Annotated in this window: 16 protein-coding genes; 3 read left to right on the forward strand and 13 right to left on the reverse strand. The window is 40.2% G+C overall.

Translation table 11 applies throughout. The annotated features are described in order from the left end of the window. Window position 1 precedes the first annotated feature (1 nt). Window positions 2-316, reverse strand: a complete 315-nt coding sequence (locus A5877_RS07830; protein WP_086316654.1) for a rhodanese-like domain-containing protein — start codon at window positions 314-316, stop codon at window positions 2-4. Window positions 317-740: 424 nt separating this feature from the next. On the opposite strand from A5877_RS07830, the gene A5877_RS07835 reads away from it, so the two are divergent. Further along, window positions 741-1,214 carry a DUF3955 domain-containing protein gene (locus A5877_RS07835; RefSeq protein ID WP_052533231.1) on the forward strand — a complete coding sequence of 158 codons (474 nt, stop codon included), beginning with the start codon at window positions 741-743 and terminating at the stop codon, window positions 1,212-1,214. A 198-nt stretch (window positions 1,215-1,412) separates the two neighbouring features. Here the strand turns inward: A5877_RS07835 and A5877_RS07840 are convergent, their stop codons facing one another. From A5877_RS07840 to cls, 6 genes are all read right to left on the reverse strand, one after another. Next, window positions 1,413-2,264, reverse strand: a complete 852-nt coding sequence (locus tag A5877_RS07840; RefSeq protein WP_086316655.1) for a MurR/RpiR family transcriptional regulator — start codon at window positions 2,262-2,264, stop codon at window positions 1,413-1,415. 72 nt (window positions 2,265-2,336) lie between these two features. Further along, complete coding sequence (locus A5877_RS07845; RefSeq protein WP_086316656.1) at window positions 2,337-3,251, reverse strand: ROK family protein; 915 nt, start codon at window positions 3,249-3,251, stop codon at window positions 2,337-2,339. Between the two features lie 68 nt (window positions 3,252-3,319). Next, on the reverse strand, window positions 3,320-4,582 hold the full coding sequence (locus tag A5877_RS07850; protein ID WP_176273440.1) for a prolyl oligopeptidase family serine peptidase: 1,263 nt from the start codon (window positions 4,580-4,582) through the stop codon (window positions 3,320-3,322). 19 nt (window positions 4,583-4,601) lie between these two features. Continuing rightward, window positions 4,602-6,074: a glycoside hydrolase family 1 protein gene (locus A5877_RS07855; RefSeq protein ID WP_086316658.1), complete on the reverse strand. Its 1,473-nt coding sequence runs from the start codon at window positions 6,072-6,074 to the stop codon at window positions 4,602-4,604. 27 nt (window positions 6,075-6,101) lie between these two features. Beyond that, window positions 6,102-7,412, reverse strand: a complete 1,311-nt coding sequence (locus tag A5877_RS07860; RefSeq protein WP_086316659.1) for a PTS sugar transporter subunit IIC — start codon at window positions 7,410-7,412, stop codon at window positions 6,102-6,104. A 501-nt stretch (window positions 7,413-7,913) separates the two neighbouring features. Beyond that, on the reverse strand, window positions 7,914-9,443 hold the full coding sequence (gene cls, locus A5877_RS07865) for a cardiolipin synthase (protein WP_086316660.1): 1,530 nt from the start codon (window positions 9,441-9,443) through the stop codon (window positions 7,914-7,916). A 354-nt stretch (window positions 9,444-9,797) separates the two neighbouring features. Between cls and A5877_RS07870 the strand changes: the two genes are divergently transcribed. Further along, a complete protein-coding gene (locus tag A5877_RS07870) occupies window positions 9,798-11,219 on the forward strand; it encodes a deoxyribodipyrimidine photo-lyase (RefSeq protein WP_086316661.1) in 1,422 nt (473 codons plus the stop codon). Window positions 11,220-11,639: 420 nt separating this feature from the next. Next, window positions 11,640-12,029, forward strand: a complete 390-nt coding sequence (locus tag A5877_RS07875) for a DUF1093 domain-containing protein (RefSeq protein WP_228085367.1) — start codon at window positions 11,640-11,642, stop codon at window positions 12,027-12,029. 295 nt (window positions 12,030-12,324) lie between these two features. Here the strand turns inward: A5877_RS07875 and A5877_RS07880 are convergent, their stop codons facing one another. The 6 genes from A5877_RS07880 to A5877_RS07910 all read right to left on the reverse strand — a co-directional run bounded on the left by A5877_RS07880 (window position 12,325) and on the right by A5877_RS07910 (window position 21,484). Continuing rightward, a complete protein-coding gene (locus A5877_RS07880) occupies window positions 12,325-13,773 on the reverse strand; it encodes a helix-turn-helix domain-containing protein (RefSeq protein ID WP_086316663.1) in 1,449 nt (482 codons plus the stop codon). A 536-nt stretch (window positions 13,774-14,309) separates the two neighbouring features. Continuing rightward, window positions 14,310-15,704, reverse strand: a complete 1,395-nt coding sequence (locus A5877_RS07885) for a glutamate decarboxylase (RefSeq protein WP_005233215.1) — start codon at window positions 15,702-15,704, stop codon at window positions 14,310-14,312. Between the two features lie 29 nt (window positions 15,705-15,733). Then, window positions 15,734-17,143: an amino acid permease gene (locus A5877_RS07890; RefSeq protein WP_005230559.1), complete on the reverse strand. Its 1,410-nt coding sequence runs from the start codon at window positions 17,141-17,143 to the stop codon at window positions 15,734-15,736. 25 nt (window positions 17,144-17,168) lie between these two features. Beyond that, window positions 17,169-17,810, reverse strand: a complete 642-nt coding sequence (locus A5877_RS07895) for a hypothetical protein (RefSeq protein ID WP_005230557.1) — start codon at window positions 17,808-17,810, stop codon at window positions 17,169-17,171. 1,132 nt (window positions 17,811-18,942) lie between these two features. Then, entirely contained in the window at window positions 18,943-20,205 is a 1,263-nt protein-coding gene (locus A5877_RS07905; protein ID WP_005233213.1) for a radical SAM protein, read from the reverse strand. A gap of 10 nt (window positions 20,206-20,215) precedes the next feature. After that, on the reverse strand, window positions 20,216-21,484 hold the full coding sequence (locus tag A5877_RS07910; protein WP_005230552.1) for a radical SAM protein: 1,269 nt from the start codon (window positions 21,482-21,484) through the stop codon (window positions 20,216-20,218). Window positions 21,485-21,548: the final 64 nt, after the last annotated feature.

A 21,548-nucleotide genomic window follows, 5' to 3' on the forward strand; every position in this document is an offset into this window, starting at 1 on the left:
GTTACTTTCCTCCTTTGGTTGTTCCCCGCCATTGATTCATGCCACCGCGAACATTGACCACATCAAACCCCTTTTTATTTAGGATTTTGGCTGCTTGTTTGCTTCGCATCCCTGATTGGCAAATGACTGCCAGTTTCTTGTCACCTTTTTTAGTGAAGCCCGCAATCTTGTTTAACGGTACATTTTTGGCGTAGGCAATGTGCCCGCTACGGTACTCCGCCGGCGTGCGAACATCCAGAACCGTCCATTCTTTGGCTCCTTCTTTTTGTAAATCTGCTGTTGACATACTTGGTATGCGTTTAAATAATGAAAACATTTCTTGCTCCTTTCTTATACCCCTCGGGGTATATTAAACAAGATGTTTCCCTATTTGTCAACTAAGTGATTTTCTTTAAGAAAAGAAACTTGCTGTTGCGTTGCTCCCCACTCGATAAACTGTCATGTATCGAACATGTACCAATCAAGCAAGAGAAAAAACGAGCCACATATTTCCTTCCCCTTAGCCTCAGTGCTATAATAAACAAAATGATATGCAGTAAAAATAACATGCTTCAAGGTCACTTTGTCACAGACGTTTTTCACGACCTCAGAATGAAAACGATGCTCCTCTCAAAAAAACAGCAGATAAAAAACGACGCAAGCACCACTTTCCCTTGATTTATCAAGAAGCAAGCCCTGCTTTCTTGGAAACAACGCAGGTTTCGACTATGCTTAAGTCACATCAGCGAAAGGAAAAAAAGATGGAATTTGGCGAAAAAATCAAAGAAGTACGCACAAGAAATAACTTGACCCAAGAACAATTTGCCACTCAACTACACGTGACGAGACAAGCCGTTTCGAACTGGGAAAACAATCGCAATCTACCAGATTTAGAAATGTTGATTGCCATCGCCACGATTTTTCAACTCTCGCTTGATGAATTGATTTTAGGAGGAACTCAAGTGAACAAGATCACTGAAAAACTAATCAAAGACGGCAGCGAGACCCGACGCGCCAAACTCAATTTGATCACGACCTTGATCGGAACATTTTTACTACTATTCGGCTTTGCCTGCTTCTTCATCAAAGCAAGCTCCGTGGAATACATCGATCAATCCGGCATTTTACATGAAAATTTCTATCTAATCCCCGTAGGATTTTTGTTCCTATTGGCTAGTTTCGTAGTATTTGCAGGAACCGGGATCAATTATTTTCGAGCTGCTAGAAGAAAATGACGCGAAAAAACTCGATTCCAAATGATGGAATCGAGTTTTTAACTTTTGTTTAATAAAGAATAGTCCCTTCAATGAACACTGTCCTTCAACCAAGCAGCATTTCCAGACTCTAACGGATGAGCCACCCCTAAACGAAAATAGTCCCACAGTTAGCTATTCACCGCTTAAAAACACAATTTTCAGGCACAAGCTCCCCTTTCAGATATTCCGATACTTCAAGTAAGAGGCACGTAAGTTCTCAATGTTTTCTTCGTAGCGCTCTTTAAAGAATACTGAGTAGATGGAATCAAACAAAAATTGAAAAATGATCGTAATCGCAAAATCAGCGATCTTGTCTTTTTCATGATCGATCGGGCCTACTACGAGGTTGCGATCGCCATGATGATTGAGTAAGTGGTCATCAGATGAGCTGATGACCACCATTTTCACTTGATTGCCTTTTAAAATCTTTGCTAGCTCCAAGTGACGCTTTTGAACAGGATAATAGGAAGCATATATCGCAATGTCTTGGGTACCTGCCGATTGTGCAAGTGAAATTTTTTGATAGAGATTTGCAGGAACTGTGACCCTGGCACCACAGCTTTCCATTCGATCTTTAAAAATTTTTGCTACATGCAGCTGTTCATCATCGACAAACACAATAATATTGACAGCATGGATCAAGTCCACGGCAATCTGTTGCAGATCTTTGACACTGATAAAAGTCGTTGCCAAAAATAACGAGCGCTCGTACAAATCTCTTAAATTTGAGATGACGGTAAACGCAGAATCTGTTTTTCCAAATGGAATATTCAAATCTACTTTTTTATCTGCATGCTGTAATTGATCGGCATAAGAGGCAGTGACCATTAATTTCAATTCATTCAACCCGGAATACCCCAACTTTTTGCAAAAACGATAGATGGTAGCTTTAGAAACAAATGCCAATGAACTGATCTCACGAATGGTCATCTGTGTAAAAGCAACTGGGTCCTTATTAATCAAATCAATAATGTTGTGTTCTGTATCAGACAAATATTTGACACAATTCAGTTTTGCAAATAAATTCATGACTATATCTCCCAAACGATTTTGCACCGAACGATTTCTGGTCTTTTTCTAAACGCAGAGTGTCTCCCATGCTCATATAAGGTTGTGTTTTACTTTTTTCACTTTATTTAAATGATGATTCATCAAGGCGCCAATCAAATTCGCGTCATTTCGAAACTTGCACGGAACGATCTGCGGCACTGCAAGATGATATGTGTGTTTCTCTTTCAACCGATCAATGCTTTTTTCGATTTCTTGGATAAATCGTTTTTGCTCACTGATTCCGCCCCCGATAGCAAATGTCTCGGGATCAAAAATATACTGCAGGTTGAACAAATGAAGGGCGATCGTATCACAATACTTTTCTAGAACGCCTTGCAGTTCTTTGTCGCCTTCCTCAATCAGTTGAAACAGCAACTCACCACTGAGCGTGCCTTTTTCCATCCCTTTGACTCGTTCTCCTTCACTAACCAGCGACAGAACACTGCCAGAAGCACCGAAATAAGCGGCTGGTTGATGGTACGCATCGGTTTGCTGGACAAAACTAAACTCTCCAGCGATCCCGCTGCTGCCGCGATGTAGGCGATTATTGATGATCAGTCCACCGCCGACACCAGTGCCAAAGACCAAGACGATGCCATGATCTGTATGCGCCAGCGCTCCGACCCACGATTCTGCCAATGCCGCGCATTTGCCGTCATTTTCTACCGAGATCGGCAAATCAGTGAATGTATGAAAGAGATCAACGATATTTGTCTGTTCTAAAAAGGTCAGCACACCAGCGGTATGGGCATAACCGTTGAAGACATCAATTTTCCCCGGCATACTGATGGCGATACCATCGACTTGCCCTTCGAATTGCCGAAAAATTTCTTCGACAGCGACTAAAAAGCAGGCTTTCTCTTCAAGAGGTGTTTTTACTTTCCCTTTGTAGAAAATCTCGCGATCCCCCGTCATTAAACAGTATTTGATGTAACTGCCTCCTATATCATAAACAAGATAATTCATTGTTTACCCAACTTTCTCAAAAAATATTTCACCTCGGAATATATGGTATCTTCCGAGGTGATAACCCATTATCGTTTTTGCTTTGCTAGCCAGTGAAACAACGACTGGGTTTCATTCGCAATCTCACCATTATAAACTGGAATCCATGCCCAATGATCATTGTAGCGATACGGTGCCCCCGTACCGTCCTGATAGCAGCCTGTTTCGTCCGTTATCGCTTCAAGTGCAGTCACGTGAAGATTCGGATGGTTCATCGCTTGTAGCGTTTCATATAATGACTGACTATGCTCGTTAAAGGAAACGACTTGATCGTGAATGCCATGAGTCAACCAAAGTGGGACCTCCTTGAGGCCTTCAAGTTGTCTTTGATCGAGCCATTGTGTCTTATAGGCCTGACAAATAGGAAAAGCTGCCGCGAAAAAATTGGGCTTTCTTAAAAGCAGATTGATGGTCATAAAGCCGCCATTGGAGCCGCCGCCTAAATAGATCCGCGTTGGATCGATCGTTTCAAAGGTCTGAACTGCTTCATCAATCAAACGGCTGACAGCTCGGGTATACTTGCTGGTGCCATCTTGAGTGTAACCGCCGCTTCCATCGTTCATCCACATATCTGGCACTTGAGGAACCAGAACATAGGCGCCACCAAACATCGCTTGTACTTCGGGATCAGCCCAAGCAACCACTTTATTGCCCAAAAGCGCAATTTCAGGATCGGTTCCGCCTTCGCCCGCGCCGTGCAAAAGAATGATTAGGGGATGCTTCCCTTTTTCCTTCGGTTCAAAAAGTGCATGGTGTAAAGTGATCTCACCAAACTCAGCATCTTCATAAAAAAATTCTTTTTGCAGAAATTGCTCGGTCCCTTCATAAACGGTTTCTTCAAACTGTTGGTTCGTCAAAACGAGCTCGTTCAAAGAAGAACCATTAATACACAGAGGCTTCTTTAGCGTGATCGTATACATCGTCTGTCGCTTTTGATTCAAAAACAACTGTGGATTAAAGACAAAGGGTGATGTCAACGGGGCATCGGGATGAACCTGCAACGCCAATGTAACGCACGTCGTCGGCAGATCGACGGGTTGCTTTTGTCCTGTCGAATCAGATAAATAAGCCTCTTTGAGTTCGATCTTGCCTTTTATCTGCTTTGGTATTTTCGTCGACCAATCAAAGCCTTCTTTTTCTCCTAGTACTTCAAAAAACGAGGCATCTACTTGCTCATCGATCACTTGTCCAAAATCAATCACAATTTTATGGTTTGCCGGTCCCCAATCGTATCTTTGGCAATGGACGGAATACGTAATCTGGGTAGGTGTATCAGTCTCTGTCTTTGTCATAAAAAACCTCCAGGTTGAATCAAGACTTTGCTTGGATCGAGGTGCCATTAGACTCAATCACTTTTTTGTACCAGTAAAAAGATTTTTTCTTTTTGCGGGCAAAAGTCCCTTTTCCAGCATCATCCAAGTCTACATAAATGAACCCATAACGTTTTTTCATTTCCCCTGTTCCTGCAGATATGATATCAATACAGCCCCACGGTGTATAGCCCAGTAGTTTCACGCCATCATGTACAACCGCTTTGATCATCTGCTCAATATGGGCGCTGAGGTAAGCGATACGCGCATCATCGATGATCTCGTTTTGTTCGTTAAAAGTGTCAAGTGCGCCTAAGCCGTTTTCTACAATAAACAACGGCAGCTGGTAGCGATCATACAATTGGTTCAATACGATCCGCAAACCTGTCGGATCAATCGGCCACCCCCACTCCGATTCCTCTAAGTAGGGATTCTTTACCGCTTCCATCATATTGCCGCGGCTCGTTTTTTCTTGTTCTTTTGTGGAGATGACCGCTGAATTGTAGTAACTAAAAGAAAGAAAATCGACCGTCCCTACGCGTAAAAGATCAAGATCATCTGATTCCATGACCAGCTGCCAGCCGTTTCGTTCATACTCCTTCAAGGCATATTCAGGGTAATACCCACGGCATTGGACATCACTATACAGATATTTGAACATTCTAGAAACTTCGATTTCCCGCATACTGTCGTTTGGATTACAGGTTTCTGGGTACATACCAGCATTGGCAAGCATCATTCCAATTTGAAAATCGGGATTGATTTTTTTGCCTTCAATCACGCAGCGGGCACTAGCAAGAAAGACATGATGCAATGCTTGCGCCCTTTTTCCTAAGTCTTTTCCTTTGATCCCTAAAAAAACATAGCCATTCAAAAAATTGATTTCATTGAAGGTGATCCAGTACTTCACTTGCTCTTTAAAACGATCGAACAGCAAAACCGCATAGTCCAGAAAATCTTCAATCGTACGCCGATCCAGCCATCCTTCACGACTTTCAGCTAAAGCCAGCGGCATATCAAAATGATTTAAGGTAACGATTGGTTCAATGCCGTATTTGAGCAGTTCATTGAAGATCCTTTCATAGAAGAGAATTCCTTCTTCATTAAGCGATTCTTTCGTTCCATCAGGAAAAATCCGTGTCCAGCTGATCGACATCCGATAAGCCTTGTAGCCTTGTTCAGCAAATAAAGCAATGTCTTCTTGCCAATGATGGTAAAAATCTGTGGCGCGATGGCTAGGATAATACTGATTTTCGTCTAAGTATCCTTGGCAATCCGCTGGCATTCCTTCATACATAGAAATGTTGCGGGTTTTGCCTTGCGCATCTTTCACAGTAAGTTGACGGGGCTGTTCCTGACTGCCGCTGGTAACAATATCCAATGTAGATAGTCCTCTGCCTCCTTGATCAAAGCCCCCCTCATATTGATTGGCGGCGGTAGCGCCGCCCCATAAAAATCCTTCTGGTAAACTCATGTTATTGACTGATCCTCCTGTCTTTCTTTAGACCGCCTCTGTGACTTTCTCTGCCATAACCTCATCTTCAAGCGCTTGCTCTTCCGCCAATGCCAGCTTGTCGGCTTTTAAGAAAAACGGCAAGTAGATCAACCCATTGATACAAATCGCAATGACTACCGCAATCACACCTTTGATCCCGATGGTCAAGATCGGTCCAATGAAGGCTGGCATGATCCAAGGCAGTGAGATCGAAGGATTCAGTGTGTCATACACCCCAAGATTGTAGCCGATGATCCCTATAATCCCATTCACCAAAGAAGTACTGACCATCGGAATAAAGAAGATCGGATTCAACATCAGTGGCAAACCAAACACTAATGGCTCATTGATGTTAAAGATCGCTGGTGCCAAGCTGAGTTTCCCAAGAGTTTTATAGCGCTGTGATTTCGAAATAAAGGGAATCAGCAACGAGATTCCTAAGGTATTGCCCGCACCTCCAAGTGCATAAAAAGCCATCACCGCTGAAAATGCCAAATGCGGCATCGGTTCTCCCTCCATAAACGCCGTTAAATTGGCAACCCCTGTAGCCATTAAAACCGGCAAGTAAATACTGAGGATCGTATTGGGATGGATCCCAAAAAACCAGAAGATCGAAATAGTGATCATAAAAATAATCGCCGAAATCGGTGTTGCCCCCAAGTTCATAATCGGTGCTCCGACCACGCCATTGATAAAATCAAAATAATCGCCCCACGCAGTTAGACTAAAGCCGATGCGAGCTAAGCAAACAAGTACAAATATAATAATGGCAATAAAGGTCGGCGAAAGCGACTGGGCAACCATTGGCGGCACCGAGTTTGGCAGTTTAACGACCAAGCCTTTTTTGTCCAATACACAATATAGACTAGACACCAATAGCGCTACGATCATCCCGCCGAAAATACCATTACTGCCGATATAGTCAAAATTTAGTCCGGCTACTTCGCCCCCATCATAGGGAATCACTTGCGGCATCAAAACGAAAAACGAGGCCAAAGATAATATCCCACCGGTCACAGGACTTGAATTTCTTTCATTGGCATTATGATAACCAATCATAAACGTCATATACAACGCAGTAATTTCCATTGTCACCTTGATAGTGGCACGCATATGTTCATCGATCCCAGTTTGCGCTAACCAAGCCAACCAAGGCTCAACGGGCAGATTGACTAAAATAGCTATCAGACTGACCCCCAATGTCAATGGCATGGTAGACATCGCCCCATATTGAATCGCTCGAATCGCTTTTATCTGACTAATTTTCCCCATTACAGGCATTATTCGATCATTGATGATAGATTTTGATTCACTCATAGTTTTCCTCCCTGAAAAAAATTGGCTTTTAATCACATCAAGTTTCTCCGGATAAAACTCTTGTAACCGATTTCAATATCTCGTAAATTATTGCTTATTTCAATAGGCAGCCTTGAAACTGAAACGTTTGTTTCACGATTCGTCATGAAATAGCGTGGAACATGAAAAAGAGGTCTCATTGTTCCCCGCTTCTTCAAAAACGATCTTCTGAAGACACGAGCAGCTCCTAGCATTCCCTCCTCACATAAAAACGGGGCATTACACACAAAAATCGAATGATCGTGGACAGATTCAGGTGAACGCACCGTCTCACTCACCCCCATCGCTTAATCACTACAAATCCTAGCAATTCGCTAGACTCTCCATCCATGCAGCCAATAGATTAGCACAAACAAAAAATAATCCCTAGCTGAGAAGATGCTATCCGCTAGGAATCATAGGGCAATCATATATGAGACTGATGGATCAGAAATAATTCATTCTTTTGTTCACTATCTTCCTTCAAAGAATCGGAACAAACAAGCCACTGATTTTTTCTTTTGTTTTCGTCAAAAGGCTTCTGGCTTGCCATTCTTCTTTTTCTACTAATTTTGCACGAGCTAAGTCTTCCATAAATTGCTGATTTAACTCTGTGATTATGTTAGACGGTCCATAGATGAACATAGATAACTCATGGTTAAGGTAAAAACTACGAATATCAAAATTTGTTGACCCGATCGTTGCAGCAAACTCATCGACGATCATATATTTACAGTGAATAAAAGCAGTCTCATCATAGGTGTAGACTTCGACGCCGGCAGATAATAAATCATCAATAAACGAATTCGTGCCATGAAAAGAAATTCCTCGATCCCCTTTTCCCGGCACAATCAATTGCACGTTGATCCCACACCGTGCTGCTCTTCTAAGCGCACCTAAACTTTCTTCATCAGGAATAAAGTAAGGCATGGCGATCTTAATCGAATCCGTTGCCTTTCCAATGAGATCATTAAAGGAATCCTTAATGATTCGCTCGCTATCATAGGGTCCGCCGTAGATTACCTGAACGATTTCCGAACCGCTTTGAACGTCGGTCTTCAACGGAAAATACGTAGCTGTCTGTGTCAAAAAATGAGTGACCGTTTCTTCCGTCTCATCAAGAAAGAGCCAATCATAAATAAAACACTCTTGAACTTCTAGAACAGCAGGTCCTTCTATCCGGATGTTTGTGTCTCGCCAATAAGAAAACTTACTGCCTCGCCCACTATATTCATTTCCAATATTCATGCCTCCTGTATGTGCAATCTCCCCATCAATAACGACCATTTTACGGTGATTGCGCCAGTTCGCTTTATTACTTAGCCAAGGCGAGTTCAACAAATCATACGTGCGCACCTCTACTCCATTCTTTCGCATCAATAATAACAATTGATTAGGAAAGGCGATCGACCCCACGCTATCATACATAAACCGAACTTCCACCCCTTGTTTGGCCTTTTCGACCAGAACATTTGTCAGCTCCTCCCCTGTTTCATCCCCTTTAACGATATAAAAAAACACATGCACATGATGCTTGGCTTTCTTGATATCTTCCAGCAAAGAAGCGAATGCCTCAGCGCCTTCGTTTAATACAGTCAGATGATTATTAGTTGTGGGATACTTGCCCGAAAGATGAAAAATCTCAGTGGAGAGATCATGTTTCCCATGAATGACCTTTGAATGTTCTTGCAAAATAGCCGAAACCGTTCGCTGCACTTCCCGTTCATTTTGTATCTGCTGTTTGGGCAACTTCCTTAATCGAGGTTCACGACCAATTAAATAATACAACATGACTCCTACAATCGGTAAAAACAATAAAGCTAAGATCCAAGCAATCTTCGAAGTTCCATCCCTTTGATCAAAAACCACTAAGTAGCCACAAAGAAGAATCGCCAAAATTTCAATGGCCTGCCAAGCATAAATCATCTGATTTAAAAAGAGAATTAATCCAACCGTCACAAGTATCAGTAAAAGCGTTAAAATTTTGTATTGCTGTAATTTGTTTTTGATCATCCTTCACTCCATCCAAATATGCGCTTATTAATAAACGCTAAAGTAAAAAGCCTCACTATATACTATGATTATATACGTTCTCGTTACGCAAATGTAACTCATTTCATCCCCTACTACTCATTTTTTACCTATTATTTATTAAGAAGAGACGATTTGCAGAAACGAAACGGTAAATGACAAGCGCCTATTCAAATCGGTGCACCAATTAAAACAAACCCTGTAAGCATCCCTCGACTTGTTGCAACAGCAATTTTCCTTACGCAATCGCCAAATTTGAATAAATCCCATCTTTCCTTTACTATGAACGAAATCCGATCGTTTTTTTAGCACGGTTATACTATCAAGGAGGTTGTTATGGCAATTCATGTGATGTGGTTTAGAAAGGATCTGCGCTTAGAGGACAATACGGCGCTTACTGAGGCGCTTTTGTCTCTTCAAGCAAACGACCAATTGTTGTGTGTGTTTCATCTCAATGAAAAGCAGTTTCTCCCCGATGCACCAAGCCATGATTACTTTTTTAGCGCGGTTGCTCACTTTATCGAGGCTGCCAAAAAGCAAAATCTGACGATCCACCTCTTGACGGGAACGTTGACAGAAGCCTTTGATCAGTTGTTCGCTTGCTATCCAGAATGGAGCCAGCTTTACTTCAACTTTGATAACCGTGGATATGGTCGTAAACGCGACCTCTACATAAAAGAATTGGTCGAGAAAAAAGGCGTCACTGTCCATTCCTTTGAAGAACATCATCTACACCAACCAACGGAAGTCACCAAAGAGGACGGGACGTATTACAAAAAATTTACGCCCTATTATAAGAAATGGATCCAACTGCCCAAACCGGTGTATCAAAAGCAGGCCCTTGATTTTGAAAAAGCCGCTCATTTTAATGATGCCCCTCACTTCAAAGCAGGGACAGCGCTGCTTGCTGAGGTGCTAAACAATAGAAAGACCGATTTTTCAACGATCGTTGGGGAAGACTATGCGCATAAACAATTGCAGGCCTTTGTGCAAAAGCGTTTGGCCGCCTACGAAAAAGACCGTGATCTCCCTTCGATCAAAGGAACCAGCCGCCTGTCTCCTTTCTTGTCTTTTGGACAACTCTCTATTCGGAAGGTTTGGGCCGCTTGCCAAGGAATGCCATCCAGCACTGGCAAAGCGACCTTTTTAAAAGAACTGGCTTGGCGAGATTTTTATCATATGATCTACTTCACTCATCCGGAGCAAAAAAACTATGAACTCATTGAGAAATATCGAAACATGGATTGGCAAAAGGATGAAGAGGCGTTTAACAAATGGCAAGCAGGACAAACCGGCTATCCGATCATTGATGCCGCGATGCGGCAGCTGAATCAAACCGGTTGGATGCATAACCGTCTACGGATGATCGTCGCTTCCTTTCTAACCAAAGATTTACTGATCGATTGGCGGCAAGGAGAAGCCTATTTTGCTCGACAATTGATCGACTACGACGCTGCCAGCAATATCGGCGGCTGGCAGTGGGCAGCTTCGACCGGCACCGATGCGGTTCCTTACTTTCGAATTTTCAACCCCATCACTCAGGGGAAAAAATTCGACCAAGAGGGGACGTTTATCAAACAATTTGTTCCCGAACTCGCCCAGTTGCCGCTAAAATTCATCCACGAACCTTACCTGATGACTGACGAAGAACAAGCCGACCTAAAGGTAGTTTTAGGCACCGACTATCCGTTGCCTATAGTCGACCATAACGAAGCCAGGAAAAGAGCCCTCGATTTGTATAGTAAAATCGAGCCGTAAGCAGCTGTCATGGCCTGCGCTCAAACATTTTCTGTAGAAAAAACCAGCAAAGACGGTCCTATTACGGAGCGTCTTTGCTGGTTTTTTATTAAACTGATGCGCCTTTTTTCATCTTTCTATAGTGAAAAAACAAACGACTCACTTCATCAAGTAGTCAGTTGTTGTGCGTACAAAAAAGGTCATACTACTTGCTATGTTTTTTTATTAAGGTCTTGTCGCCTGATTCCGCACTTATTTCTAGTCACTCTAAGCAACAATCCCCTGACGATTTATAGATAGAACCCTTTATTAGCGGCGTTCCCCACTTTTCCACGACTGGCTAGTAACATTTCTCCTTGCAAAACTGTTCGTCTGATGAAAGGTCATCTATAGAACCATTCTGTTATAATAGCTCCATATTTGAGGATAAGGATGGTTTATATGAAAAAAATAATCGGATTCGTCTTAGTCGTACTTTTAGGGTTTGCCGGATACAAAGGCTATGAATATTATCAATCCACCTACTCAGGACAAACAGCTTACGCGTATGTCCCATCTGAGATTCCCCCTAAGGTAGAACATGAAAGTAAAAGCGGCATCGGCGACCAGTCGCCTTGGTATTCTTACGATTACACGTTAAACTTTGTAAAAGAAGATGGTAGCACACAAACACTCGAGGTTTCATTATCAGAAGATAACGCAAAACCCTTAACCCCAAATTCTTATGTAAAAGCGGTAATCAGTGAAAAGCGTACAATAAAAGGCCCGAATAGCGTTGAAAAAAACGCAATTCCCAAAAAGGTTCTAGAGAAATTAGAAAATAAGAACTAACGACTGCAGACTCACATCTTTGTGTGGGTCTTTTTTTACATCCTTACAAAATCAGCATTTCGAATCTCTTCTATTATTTTCACGCTTGTTGTCTTCTGCTCTGTTGCGATACGTTATACAAGGATACTGGACACATTTATTTAGCAGAAAGCTGCTTGACTGATCCCTGTTTTCATCTGGTATCAATAATAAGAGCAATTCATGTTCTTTTTCTTTCTCATCCTTCGTAGATAATTAAAAAAGCAGCGAATCACCTATCCGTTGACTCACTGCTTTTTAACTAACAAGTGATGGCTCACACCACAAAAGAATGATACTTAGAATAAGCAATTTGATCGACGATCGCAGAAACCTGATTGACATCTAAATCGGCACCAATGGCGGTCACTTGATAAAATTGGTCATAATTGTTCCCTAATTGGGGGAGATTGGCATTGGAAATCAACAAGTCAAATGTCTCGTCCGGAGTATAGGGTAAAACAACAACATTTTGCTTGCCTTTTAGTTCATTTTTTAACAAGTAAATCGAAGCATCCGCCAAAAGACTAGAGCACATATTTAAGACCCCGATCCGTACCCGATATTCTTCTTTAGGCGATAACATATAAATTAAAAAGACTAGGCGTTTCTTGAGATAGTTGAGTTTCGTGGGCGTAAACAAGTTGGTCGGTGCAATAATGTGTTCCAGAATGTCTGAGATCACTTGATCTCGCAAGGAATTGTGAAACATTTTGTGGTAATAATTTAGCGTGACTCGATCGATGGAATAATTCACTCCATGAAAGTAATAAACTTGTGCGATTAAGGAAAAGACATTGGCTTTGATATCGATCGTCGTATGCGAGGCATCAAGACGATAAATGGACTGGATTGCTGCCATGACTTCATCGGTGATCTCAAAGACGGGATTTTTATTAGTGTACAGTCCTAAGCGAAGTTCCTCGTAAGGAATCCCGCCCACCGTAATGAGGAAGAGACAGATAAAGAATGGCACGATCTTCGCTTCATCTACTGAGCAGATACATTTTTTAGAAGCATAGATCTGTCGAATAAAGTGACAGAGGGGCATCTCTTGGCAACGCTCGATTTTGGTTTGTTCTTCCGGACTTAAACTTCCCAAGGTCGTGTGAGACGTGACTTTTTTCATAATCACATACAACCAGATCTTCAGCTGCTTTTGTTGGGCAATCGATAAGGTTATTTTTTTCGCTAACTCCGCAACCAGGTCATCGATCAAAACAGAATCGATCGTTGTTGCACCCATTTTGAAAAAATTATAGTAAAAATAAATGCGTTGTGTCATCGTTCCAACTAGTTTTTTGTTTCTGATCTTTAATTCAAAATGCTGCAACAACTGATTGCACTCAGCAATCACACGATTCAGTGTCCCTACGCTTATTTTTAATTCATCGGCTAATACGAAAGCATCATAGCCTGCATGTTGAAACAAATAATGGATGATTTGATATTTTACAGATTTTTTCAATAACGTGTCGGTCAAATCATCCAGTGAGACACTATCGGTTACTTGCAGTTCCAACGTATAACGATTGATGATAAATGAGACCTTCTCATTTTTTAGTTGCCGTTGAAGGCTCTCTGATAATTTCGTCAAGGTCGGCATCGTAATATCTAATTCCCGACACGCATCACTTTTTTTGATATGACCGGTCGATAAATACAAAAATTTGAGCAAGATATACTCTAATTTTAAGTCCTTATCCAGTAAGTCTTCTTTATACATGACTGTTTTTCCTCCAGTGTAAATCTATATTCATTCAGAATAGTTACAACCAATTTACAGAAAAAGATAGCAGTACGTTACTTATGAAACAAACAAGCGCAGTAAAAACAGGCCCTTTCTACACATATTTTTCCTTCACTTACTCCCCAACAAACCATGACTGACAAACAAAAACCCTCGATGCAAGACGAATTTCCCTAAGAATTCCCTCACGACAACGTTCTAAGATTTCCTTTTCGTTTATGTAAAACGTTCTTCTCTAAAAAAATATATTTAGACCATAATAATTAATACTATCACAAGTCAGAAATGTCAATAAATGAAATTATCAAGCACTGTTTTTTTACTTTCTCTTAAAAAACGACACTATCAAGTGCTTACCCGTTCTTACAAACAAAAAAATCAAAGGCAGTCGATGCAACCGCCTTTGATTTTTCTATAAACCAAGGTTCATTCAGTCTTGCAAAAAACGTTTCATAAAGGGACTTTTTATTCATTGAAAAAAGCAATGAAAGGGTTTCTAGCGATACCGTTTCTTAATGTGAAAAGCCATAGGTTTGATCGGATGAAACATGACGGCTTGGTCGCTTGTTCAAGCGCTCGATTCCTTCTTTCATGTCTTGCACCAGATCCATTGCCATTTGCATACTTAAATCTGCCCGGCAGACAAAGCGTTGGATATTGATATGTGATAGATTATCAGGTAATGGATAGGTAGGGACTTGCCAGCCTTTCATCGCAAATTCATCCGTCAAATCATACAGATTCCAAGAAATATCGGCATCTTCTTTTAATTTGTAGCAGACGATCGGCAACCGTGAACCATCATTATAAATATCGAAGTAACCCATGTTTTCAATCTCTTTTGCTAAATATTGGGCAACATCGCTGGTCTTTTTGTGGATCAAGCGGTAGCCTTCAAACCCATTGCGGATAAAGGTGTAATATTGTCCGATGATTTGGCTGGCGCTTCTTGAAAAGTTGATGGCCATCGTTGGCATTTCACCGCCAAGATAACTTACTTTAAAGACCAACTCTTCTGGTAAGAAATCTTTTTCTTTCCAAAGCACCCAACCGATACCAGGGTAGACTAACCCATATTTATGTCCAGACGTACTGATGGAACGAACGTTTTTCAAACGGAAATCCCATTCAAGTTCTGGTTCCATAAATGGCGTGTACAATCCCCCACTAGCCGCATCCACGTGGATGTAGACTTTGTAGTCGGTGTGTTTGTTGTATTCCTCTAATTTCTTGTCTAGTGCTTTGATATCATCGTATCGTCCAGTGTAAGTGATTCCTAAAATACCAACGACCCCGATCGTATATTCATCTAAATAGTCCGTGACCTTTTCAACATTAATGCTGCCATGTTCTTCATCGATAGGGATCGTTCGCATTTCAATGTCCCAGTAGACACAGAATTTTTCCCAAACGACTTGATAGGCAGAAGAAATCACTAAGTTTGGTTTTTGTTTATTGATATCTAAGCCAAGTTTTTTTGCCCGATTGCGCCAAGCAAATTTTAAGGCCAATCCACCTAACATACACGCTTCACTTGAGCCTACCGTTGATGTACCGATAAAATCGGACGCTTCTGGGGCATGCCATAAATCAGCGATCATATTGACACAGCGGTTTTCAATTTCTGCTGTCCGTGGGTACTCGGTTTTATCGATGGCGTTTTTATCAAGGGTTTCACTCATAATTTTGACTGCTTCTGGTTCCATGTAGGTTTGACAGAACGTCGCCAAATTTTGTCTTGAGACCCCTTCATCGATCAATTGATCTTTGACTAATTCATAGGCATCCCGCGGTACCAAGGACTCTTTTGGTAATTTGTACATAGGGATCGCTTGATCCATTGCCTCATTCCCATAGATAGGCTCCAAATATTGGGCTTCTTTTCGATTTTTTTTACTAAATAACATGCAGCTCTCCTCCTCATAGGTTGTGCTTTTTATTTTTTATCGCTTGCTTTTTCACCTACATATTTATAGATGACAAACGGTATCACGACAATAATCAGCCAACTGATGATCAAGATGGCTAAATAGGTTCCGCCCTTTCCGGTGCCGATATCGCTCGGTGGAAAGAAGGAAATAAAGAAAGAAAAAATAGAAACAAGCAAACCAACCATCGCAACACCAATTTTCACATTTTTCCCACCAGGAATATGATACGTTCTTGTTAAGTCGTCTTTTTCTTTGACTAATTTAATATAGGAAAGAAACAAGAGGACATAAGCCACCAGATAGATGCAGACCGTCAACGCCATCGCAACGAAGAAGGATAGATTGGCGCCTCCACCGCCTAATGTCAAGACAACCGCCCAAATGGAAACAATGATGCCTTGTACCAAAACGATATTGATTGGGACATTGTGTTGATTGACTTTGGCCATTTGTTTTGGCAGCAAGCCATTTTCAGCTGCTTCAAGCATCGCAGTCGATGGGCCGACCACCCAAGCAGCAATTTCTGCAATGACACCTAAACAGATGACCACGGCAATCAAACGAACCAGCCATTCTCCGCCGCCAAAATGATGGATCAAATAAGAATAGGCTTGAATCACGCCAGTATCAAGAGACAATTGATTTTGGGGAATCGTGGCAGCCACCGTTGCCCCACCTAACGTATCCAAAAGAATCGTTGCTACAACTAAAATCAAAATAGCTTTCGGGTAATTCTTTCCAGGATTGTCCATATCTTTTACGTGACTGGCAGAAGATTCAACCCCTGCATAGGCTAAAATAAAGGAAACAAAAACGACCAGCGTATTGATTTTCGTGAAATCAGGAATCCAAGCGCCTGATCCAAAAGAAACTTTGACGGGATTCCCTTGAGCAATGTAGACAATTCCTAAGATAAAAAGAATGATCCCTGTTGCGACGATCCCCACAAAGAACCCTACTTTGGCAATCTTCGCAGTATTTTTTGTTCCGCCAAATTGCGAGATCGTGATCAGCCAAAAGATCACTAAAGTGGCAATCAGCTTCAGCCAAACATTCGTATTAAGAGCCGGCCAATTTAGGGCATAGGAAAGCGCCCCGACAATAAAGTAAATCATCGTAATAAAGCCTACCGTGATTTGGAACCATTGGAAGAAAATGGCAGCAAAGCCCCATTTTCTCCCTAATGTTTTTGAGACCCAGGTATAGAGTCCCCCTTTTTCCCATCCCTTTACAGTAGCCATCTCCGCAGAGCAAAGGGCTACAGGGATAAACCAGAGGAAACCGCCGACGAGTAAATAAAAAACTAAATTCATCTTCGATGTCGCAAAGGTTGGATACTCATATACCGTCATCACCATTGAAGCAGTTATTGCAAAAAAACTCAACAATGATAGTTTTTTCTTGCTAGTATCCATTTTTTTTACCTCCTATCGTTAGATACTATTTTTCAGCAGCGGAAGATAGATCAATATGGTACGTATGTGTCAAATCTCCATCTGCTTTAAATTCGATTTCGACCGCTTTGATCGCTGGCAAACTTTGTTCTTGCGCCACTTTAAAATGAATAAAGCCATCTTTATGTTTGTCATGGGTCAAAATCTCATCATCTAAGTAGTCCACAAACACTTCCGCTTCTACTTTTTTGCCATCATTCAACACCAAATAGGCTTTGTCAGGTTTGATTTTTTTGTCTTTCGAATCTTCATTAAACAATTGATATTTCAGTGAGAGCAATGTTTTGTATTCTTTGTCTTTGTCTTTGAATTCTTCTACATTCACGATTTTTACATGATTCACTAAAAAGCGAATGTGATCCCAACCAGCATTTTCATAATTCGTTTCATACCAAACGACGTCTTTGATTTTCGGATCGATTCCCTTAGTTACGATTTCTTCAAAATACCCGTCATCACTCAATTTTTCACTTCCCACAACTACTTCATCTGACGAATCGCTGATCAACGTTTCCGTTCCAGACCCAGAGACCACTTCCCCTGATTCTTCCACTGTTGAGCATGCACCTAGAGTAAACAAAACGCCTACACCTAAAACGAAACCTGCAACTAATGATGTTTTCTTCATTGTAAATCCTGTCCTTTCTTTTATTATTTTTATTCCATCTCAGGTATACCATTTAACCCAAAAAAGCGAATACCTAATTTTTTATTTTAAAAACAAAAAAACGCGAAAAATAATTCGCGTTTCGGTGCTATCATGAAGTGCAGATAAGAACAATGACCATTGAAAAGAAAGGACTGAGTTTTTTTGAGAGCGCTTGTGGTCGTCCTAACTGCCGTTTTGTTAAGTATCAGCCCTCTTTCAGCTGACTTTTATCTGGAAAAGACGGACAGACATACTTCTAACGCAATGTTTTCTCGGATAGAAGTTGCCCAAAATGAGTGGGCGACTACTGGATCAAAAAGATTTGTTGGAACGCTGATGCTTCCTGATGCAAAAGGCAGCCTGTTGACAGCTGACGGGCATTTTATGAGAAGACCTTCCAAGCTTGCGACGAATAGACGCGTAGCAATAGCAGCTTGTAGGGTTCAAAAAACACCCAAAATCGCACGGGGCAGTCATCTGTCTCAGCGCTGTAGCTCTTTAGCCCCTACGACTTTGCGGTTAGAAAAAGCGTGTCAGGCACGGCAATCAAACGTCCTTAGCTCTCATCCGAGTATCTGGTGTCGTACATGACGCCTTCATCCACAGGGTTTCCGCAGTGATGGCACATAGGTAAGTCAAAAACAAATGATCCTCAAAACGTTTATCCTCCGGCGTATCCTAGACAAATCTACTTCCCCATCCTGAACAAAAAAATAGCCACTACCTACTTTCCACTTACTTGTGCCATCCTCTGCTTGATAAAATGATCAAAATTTTTTGATTGAAAAGAAAAAATTGCCTATTCTGTTTTGATCATTTTTTTAGTGATCGATCATTACTTAGCTAGCTAAGCCCCCCAAACCTCAAGCAGCCCCCGAAAACAGTTTCGGAGGCTGCTTGGGGTGAGCTTTGCTCACTATTTAGTTTTCTTATAAAAATTTTAATATGAGAAATCATTTATTACAATATGAATGAGAAAATTGAGTTACGCTTTCTATTTTCATAAGTAAGTATAGATTCTATTCACAATGTAACATAGTAACCTTATTTAACTAAGCTATTTTTTTAAGAAGACCTTATCAATCTTCTGAAGCAAAAATATTCCACCAGATTATATTAGTCTTGCCGAAGCCATTTTTATATGCTCTTCAATATTGTACTTATAGCTAACGCACTTCGACTCACCTGTATTCATTCGAATTAACGGACAGCCTCCTAAACACAAAGGTTGAACTTTACAACTTGAACATTTCGCTTTCGAAAAAAATTTGTACTCTGTAAATGTTTTATGCACACTGTTCAATTGTATTCCTGTATAGATATCTCCAACTCGTCCAATCGTTTTACCAATATGAACCCAGCATTTATATAAAAATCCATTAGGGTCGATTACATAGTCATCTCGATTGATAGCTTCGCAGAACCCAATCGTTGTCCGTGGTATGGCAACAATATTTATCCCTCTTTCCAAAAGACTTTTATAAACCATTATTTCTTCTTTCGAAAACTCTTGGGATGTATAACATGTGGGTGTTTTGTAGGTATCAAAATCCTCTACCGGCGCAAGATAAAAGCCAACTTTCTTAAGTAAATTAAAATTATCCAGCGAGTTCATCAAACGAATAACATCTTCATGATTATTCTCCCTATCTATATTTACTCTTACAGTTACTGGAATATATTTTAGAGTTTTAACTATATTCTGTAATATTCTTGCAAATGTCCCTTTCCCATTTGTTAAACATCTTCTAGAATCATGATTTATCTGATCCCCATCCAGAGTAATTTGAGCATAATTAACGTGATAACTTTTTAAAAGTTGTGCAACTTTTTCTGTTAGCAAATAACCATTGGATACAATTTCTGCGTTGAAATTTTTATATTTTTTTTCGTTTTTCATTATTATTTCACTTATAACTTTAATAGAGTTCAATCCCATCAAAGGCTCTCCTCCATACCAAATTACTTTCAATGACTGATGGGGTAATACATTTTTAAGAATAAACTCAGCTGTTTTCTTAGCAGTTTCAGTAGTCATAGTATGTTGTCTAAACCCTTGCTCGTAACAATAAAAACAGGAAAAATTACAGTTCATCGTAGGGGCAATTGTGAAAGTTACTTGACTAGGATTATATCGTTTTTCATTTGCCACAGACACTAATCTTGCTTCTTCATCAATCTCATCGGAAACAATGATATTTTGATTTTCTAAATAAGAGAATAATTCTGTTTTCTCAAAGTTATCGTTATTAATAAAAGTCTGTAGATCATGGAACTCGCTTTGAGTTAGTAAAACGATAGCAGAGTATACCGAATTGTACAAAAGTATTTCATTATCCACTTCTTCAACAATCGTATATTGCGATAATTTCATAAAATCACTCCTAATTAAATTGGGTAAAAAATTTTCTGTTACCTAGATTTGTATGCTTTACAAAAGAACGTATGAATGTTTCTCTATCAATTGAATAGTTGGGGTTACATGAAGTATCACACTGTACCTTTCCTCGACACACTGCAATTAATTCACATGAATTACACTGATTGTTGCTTTTCGGAAGAACACTCTTTTGGTCATAAAGGCTATATTGAACATCTTCTGCAAAAGAAGATGATTCTGTAAAACTTTTTATTATTCTACGTTCATAAAAATTTGTTGCATTACATAACCCTATAGATCCATCAGAGAAAAACTTTACAGACCAAGGATTATACGCATCGCACTCAAAGCGATACGAAGAAAATGGAGAGACATTCACCAGGAAACCGTTTTCAATTAGGTGATCAATTGCAGTTGAAGATACCCACTTTAGATATTTTTCATAGGATAATGCATTGAAATAATTTTCATTAAACTCATAGTTATTAATGTAATAGCAATTGATATGGGCTTTGATATCACTTTGGCGGATCGTAACGAGAAAAGACTGAAACTCTTCTGTATTTTTATCAGATGTATTATAACCAATATGGATTTTAACACGTCCGCTCTTAGATGCTACCGCTAGATTTTCAAAAATCTTATCATACGTTCCGCTTCCACTCTTAAGAGATCTATTTCTATCATGATCTTTTCTAGATGTTAGTGTAGTATCGACAATTAAAGAATCAAAATGATTTATAAAATCTGGAGTGAGTAGATAGGCGTTTGTTCCTAAACCATAAGAAATTGAGAGTGATTTCTCTGACGCAATTTGATCAATCTTACTTTTAATTGCGAGAATTCTTTTTTTATAAAGAAGTGGCTCGCCCCCGAAAAAATAGATATATAGTCTCCGAACGCCTAGCTGAGCAATGTCTAAAATGTATTGCATTATATTATTTATCGTCTGATCAGTAATAACATTTTTAGAAAGGAAATCATTCTGGTAACAATAAGTACACGAAAAGTTGCAATCTTCTGTGATATTTATAGTGATAGTAACTAAGTCTCTCTTTAAATTGATTGTTTTCTGTTTATAACTTTCCAAATCACCGTGTATAAATCCATTTTCAAATAAATATTTTCGTTCACCTTCACTTATTTCGCTCGAAATCTCCGTTTTACTTTTCATTTTTTTTGAATCAATAGTAACTATTTCTTGCGTTAATGTATTGCAAAGAATAGTCTCGTTACCGTTCTCAATGATATCGACATACCGTGAAAAACGCATCACCTAACCCCCTTTTTCAATAATTATACATTTCACAAAATAATATTTCAATTTTTTTTTAATT

Source organism: Enterococcus sp. 3C7_DIV0644 (genome assembly GCF_002141235.1).
Taxonomy (GTDB): Bacteria; Bacillota; Bacilli; order Lactobacillales; family Enterococcaceae; genus Enterococcus_D; species Enterococcus_D entomosocium.

What these genes read in the sequence shown, in the direction of transcription:
- cls (WP_086316660.1), bottom strand. Translation starts at nt 9,443, where the DNA reads ATGATCAAAAACAAATTACAGCAATACAAAATTTTAACGCTTTTACTG.
- A5877_RS07870 (WP_086316661.1), top strand. Translation starts at nt 9,798, where the DNA reads ATGGCAATTCATGTGATGTGGTTTAGAAAGGATCTGCGCTTAGAGGAC.
- A5877_RS07855 (WP_086316658.1), bottom strand. Translation starts at nt 6,074, where the DNA reads ATGAGTTTACCAGAAGGATTTTTATGGGGCGGCGCTACCGCCGCCAAT.
- A5877_RS07835 (WP_052533231.1), top strand. Translation starts at nt 741, where the DNA reads ATGGAATTTGGCGAAAAAATCAAAGAAGTACGCACAAGAAATAACTTG.
- A5877_RS07875 (WP_228085367.1), top strand. Translation starts at nt 11,640, where the DNA reads ATGAAAAAAATAATCGGATTCGTCTTAGTCGTACTTTTAGGGTTTGCC.
- A5877_RS07895 (WP_005230557.1), bottom strand. Translation starts at nt 17,810, where the DNA reads ATGAAGAAAACATCATTAGTTGCAGGTTTCGTTTTAGGTGTAGGCGTT.
- A5877_RS07880 (WP_086316663.1), bottom strand. Translation starts at nt 13,773, where the DNA reads ATGTATAAAGAAGACTTACTGGATAAGGACTTAAAATTAGAGTATATC.
- A5877_RS07850 (WP_176273440.1), bottom strand. Translation starts at nt 4,582, where the DNA reads ATGACAAAGACAGAGACTGATACACCTACCCAGATTACGTATTCCGTC.
- A5877_RS07905 (WP_005233213.1), bottom strand. Translation starts at nt 20,205, where the DNA reads ATGAAATTATCGCAATATACGATTGTTGAAGAAGTGGATAATGAAATA.
- A5877_RS07885 (WP_005233215.1), bottom strand. Translation starts at nt 15,704, where the DNA reads ATGTTATTTAGTAAAAAAAATCGAAAAGAAGCCCAATATTTGGAGCCT.
- A5877_RS07860 (WP_086316659.1), bottom strand. Translation starts at nt 7,412, where the DNA reads ATGAGTGAATCAAAATCTATCATCAATGATCGAATAATGCCTGTAATG.
- A5877_RS07845 (WP_086316656.1), bottom strand. Translation starts at nt 3,251, where the DNA reads ATGAATTATCTTGTTTATGATATAGGAGGCAGTTACATCAAATACTGT.
- A5877_RS07910 (WP_005230552.1), bottom strand. Translation starts at nt 21,484, where the DNA reads ATGCGTTTTTCACGGTATGTCGATATCATTGAGAACGGTAACGAGACT.
- A5877_RS07830 (WP_086316654.1), bottom strand. Translation starts at nt 316, where the DNA reads ATGTTTTCATTATTTAAACGCATACCAAGTATGTCAACAGCAGATTTA.
- A5877_RS07840 (WP_086316655.1), bottom strand. Translation starts at nt 2,264, where the DNA reads ATGAATTTATTTGCAAAACTGAATTGTGTCAAATATTTGTCTGATACA.
- A5877_RS07890 (WP_005230559.1), bottom strand. Translation starts at nt 17,143, where the DNA reads ATGGATACTAGCAAGAAAAAACTATCATTGTTGAGTTTTTTTGCAATA.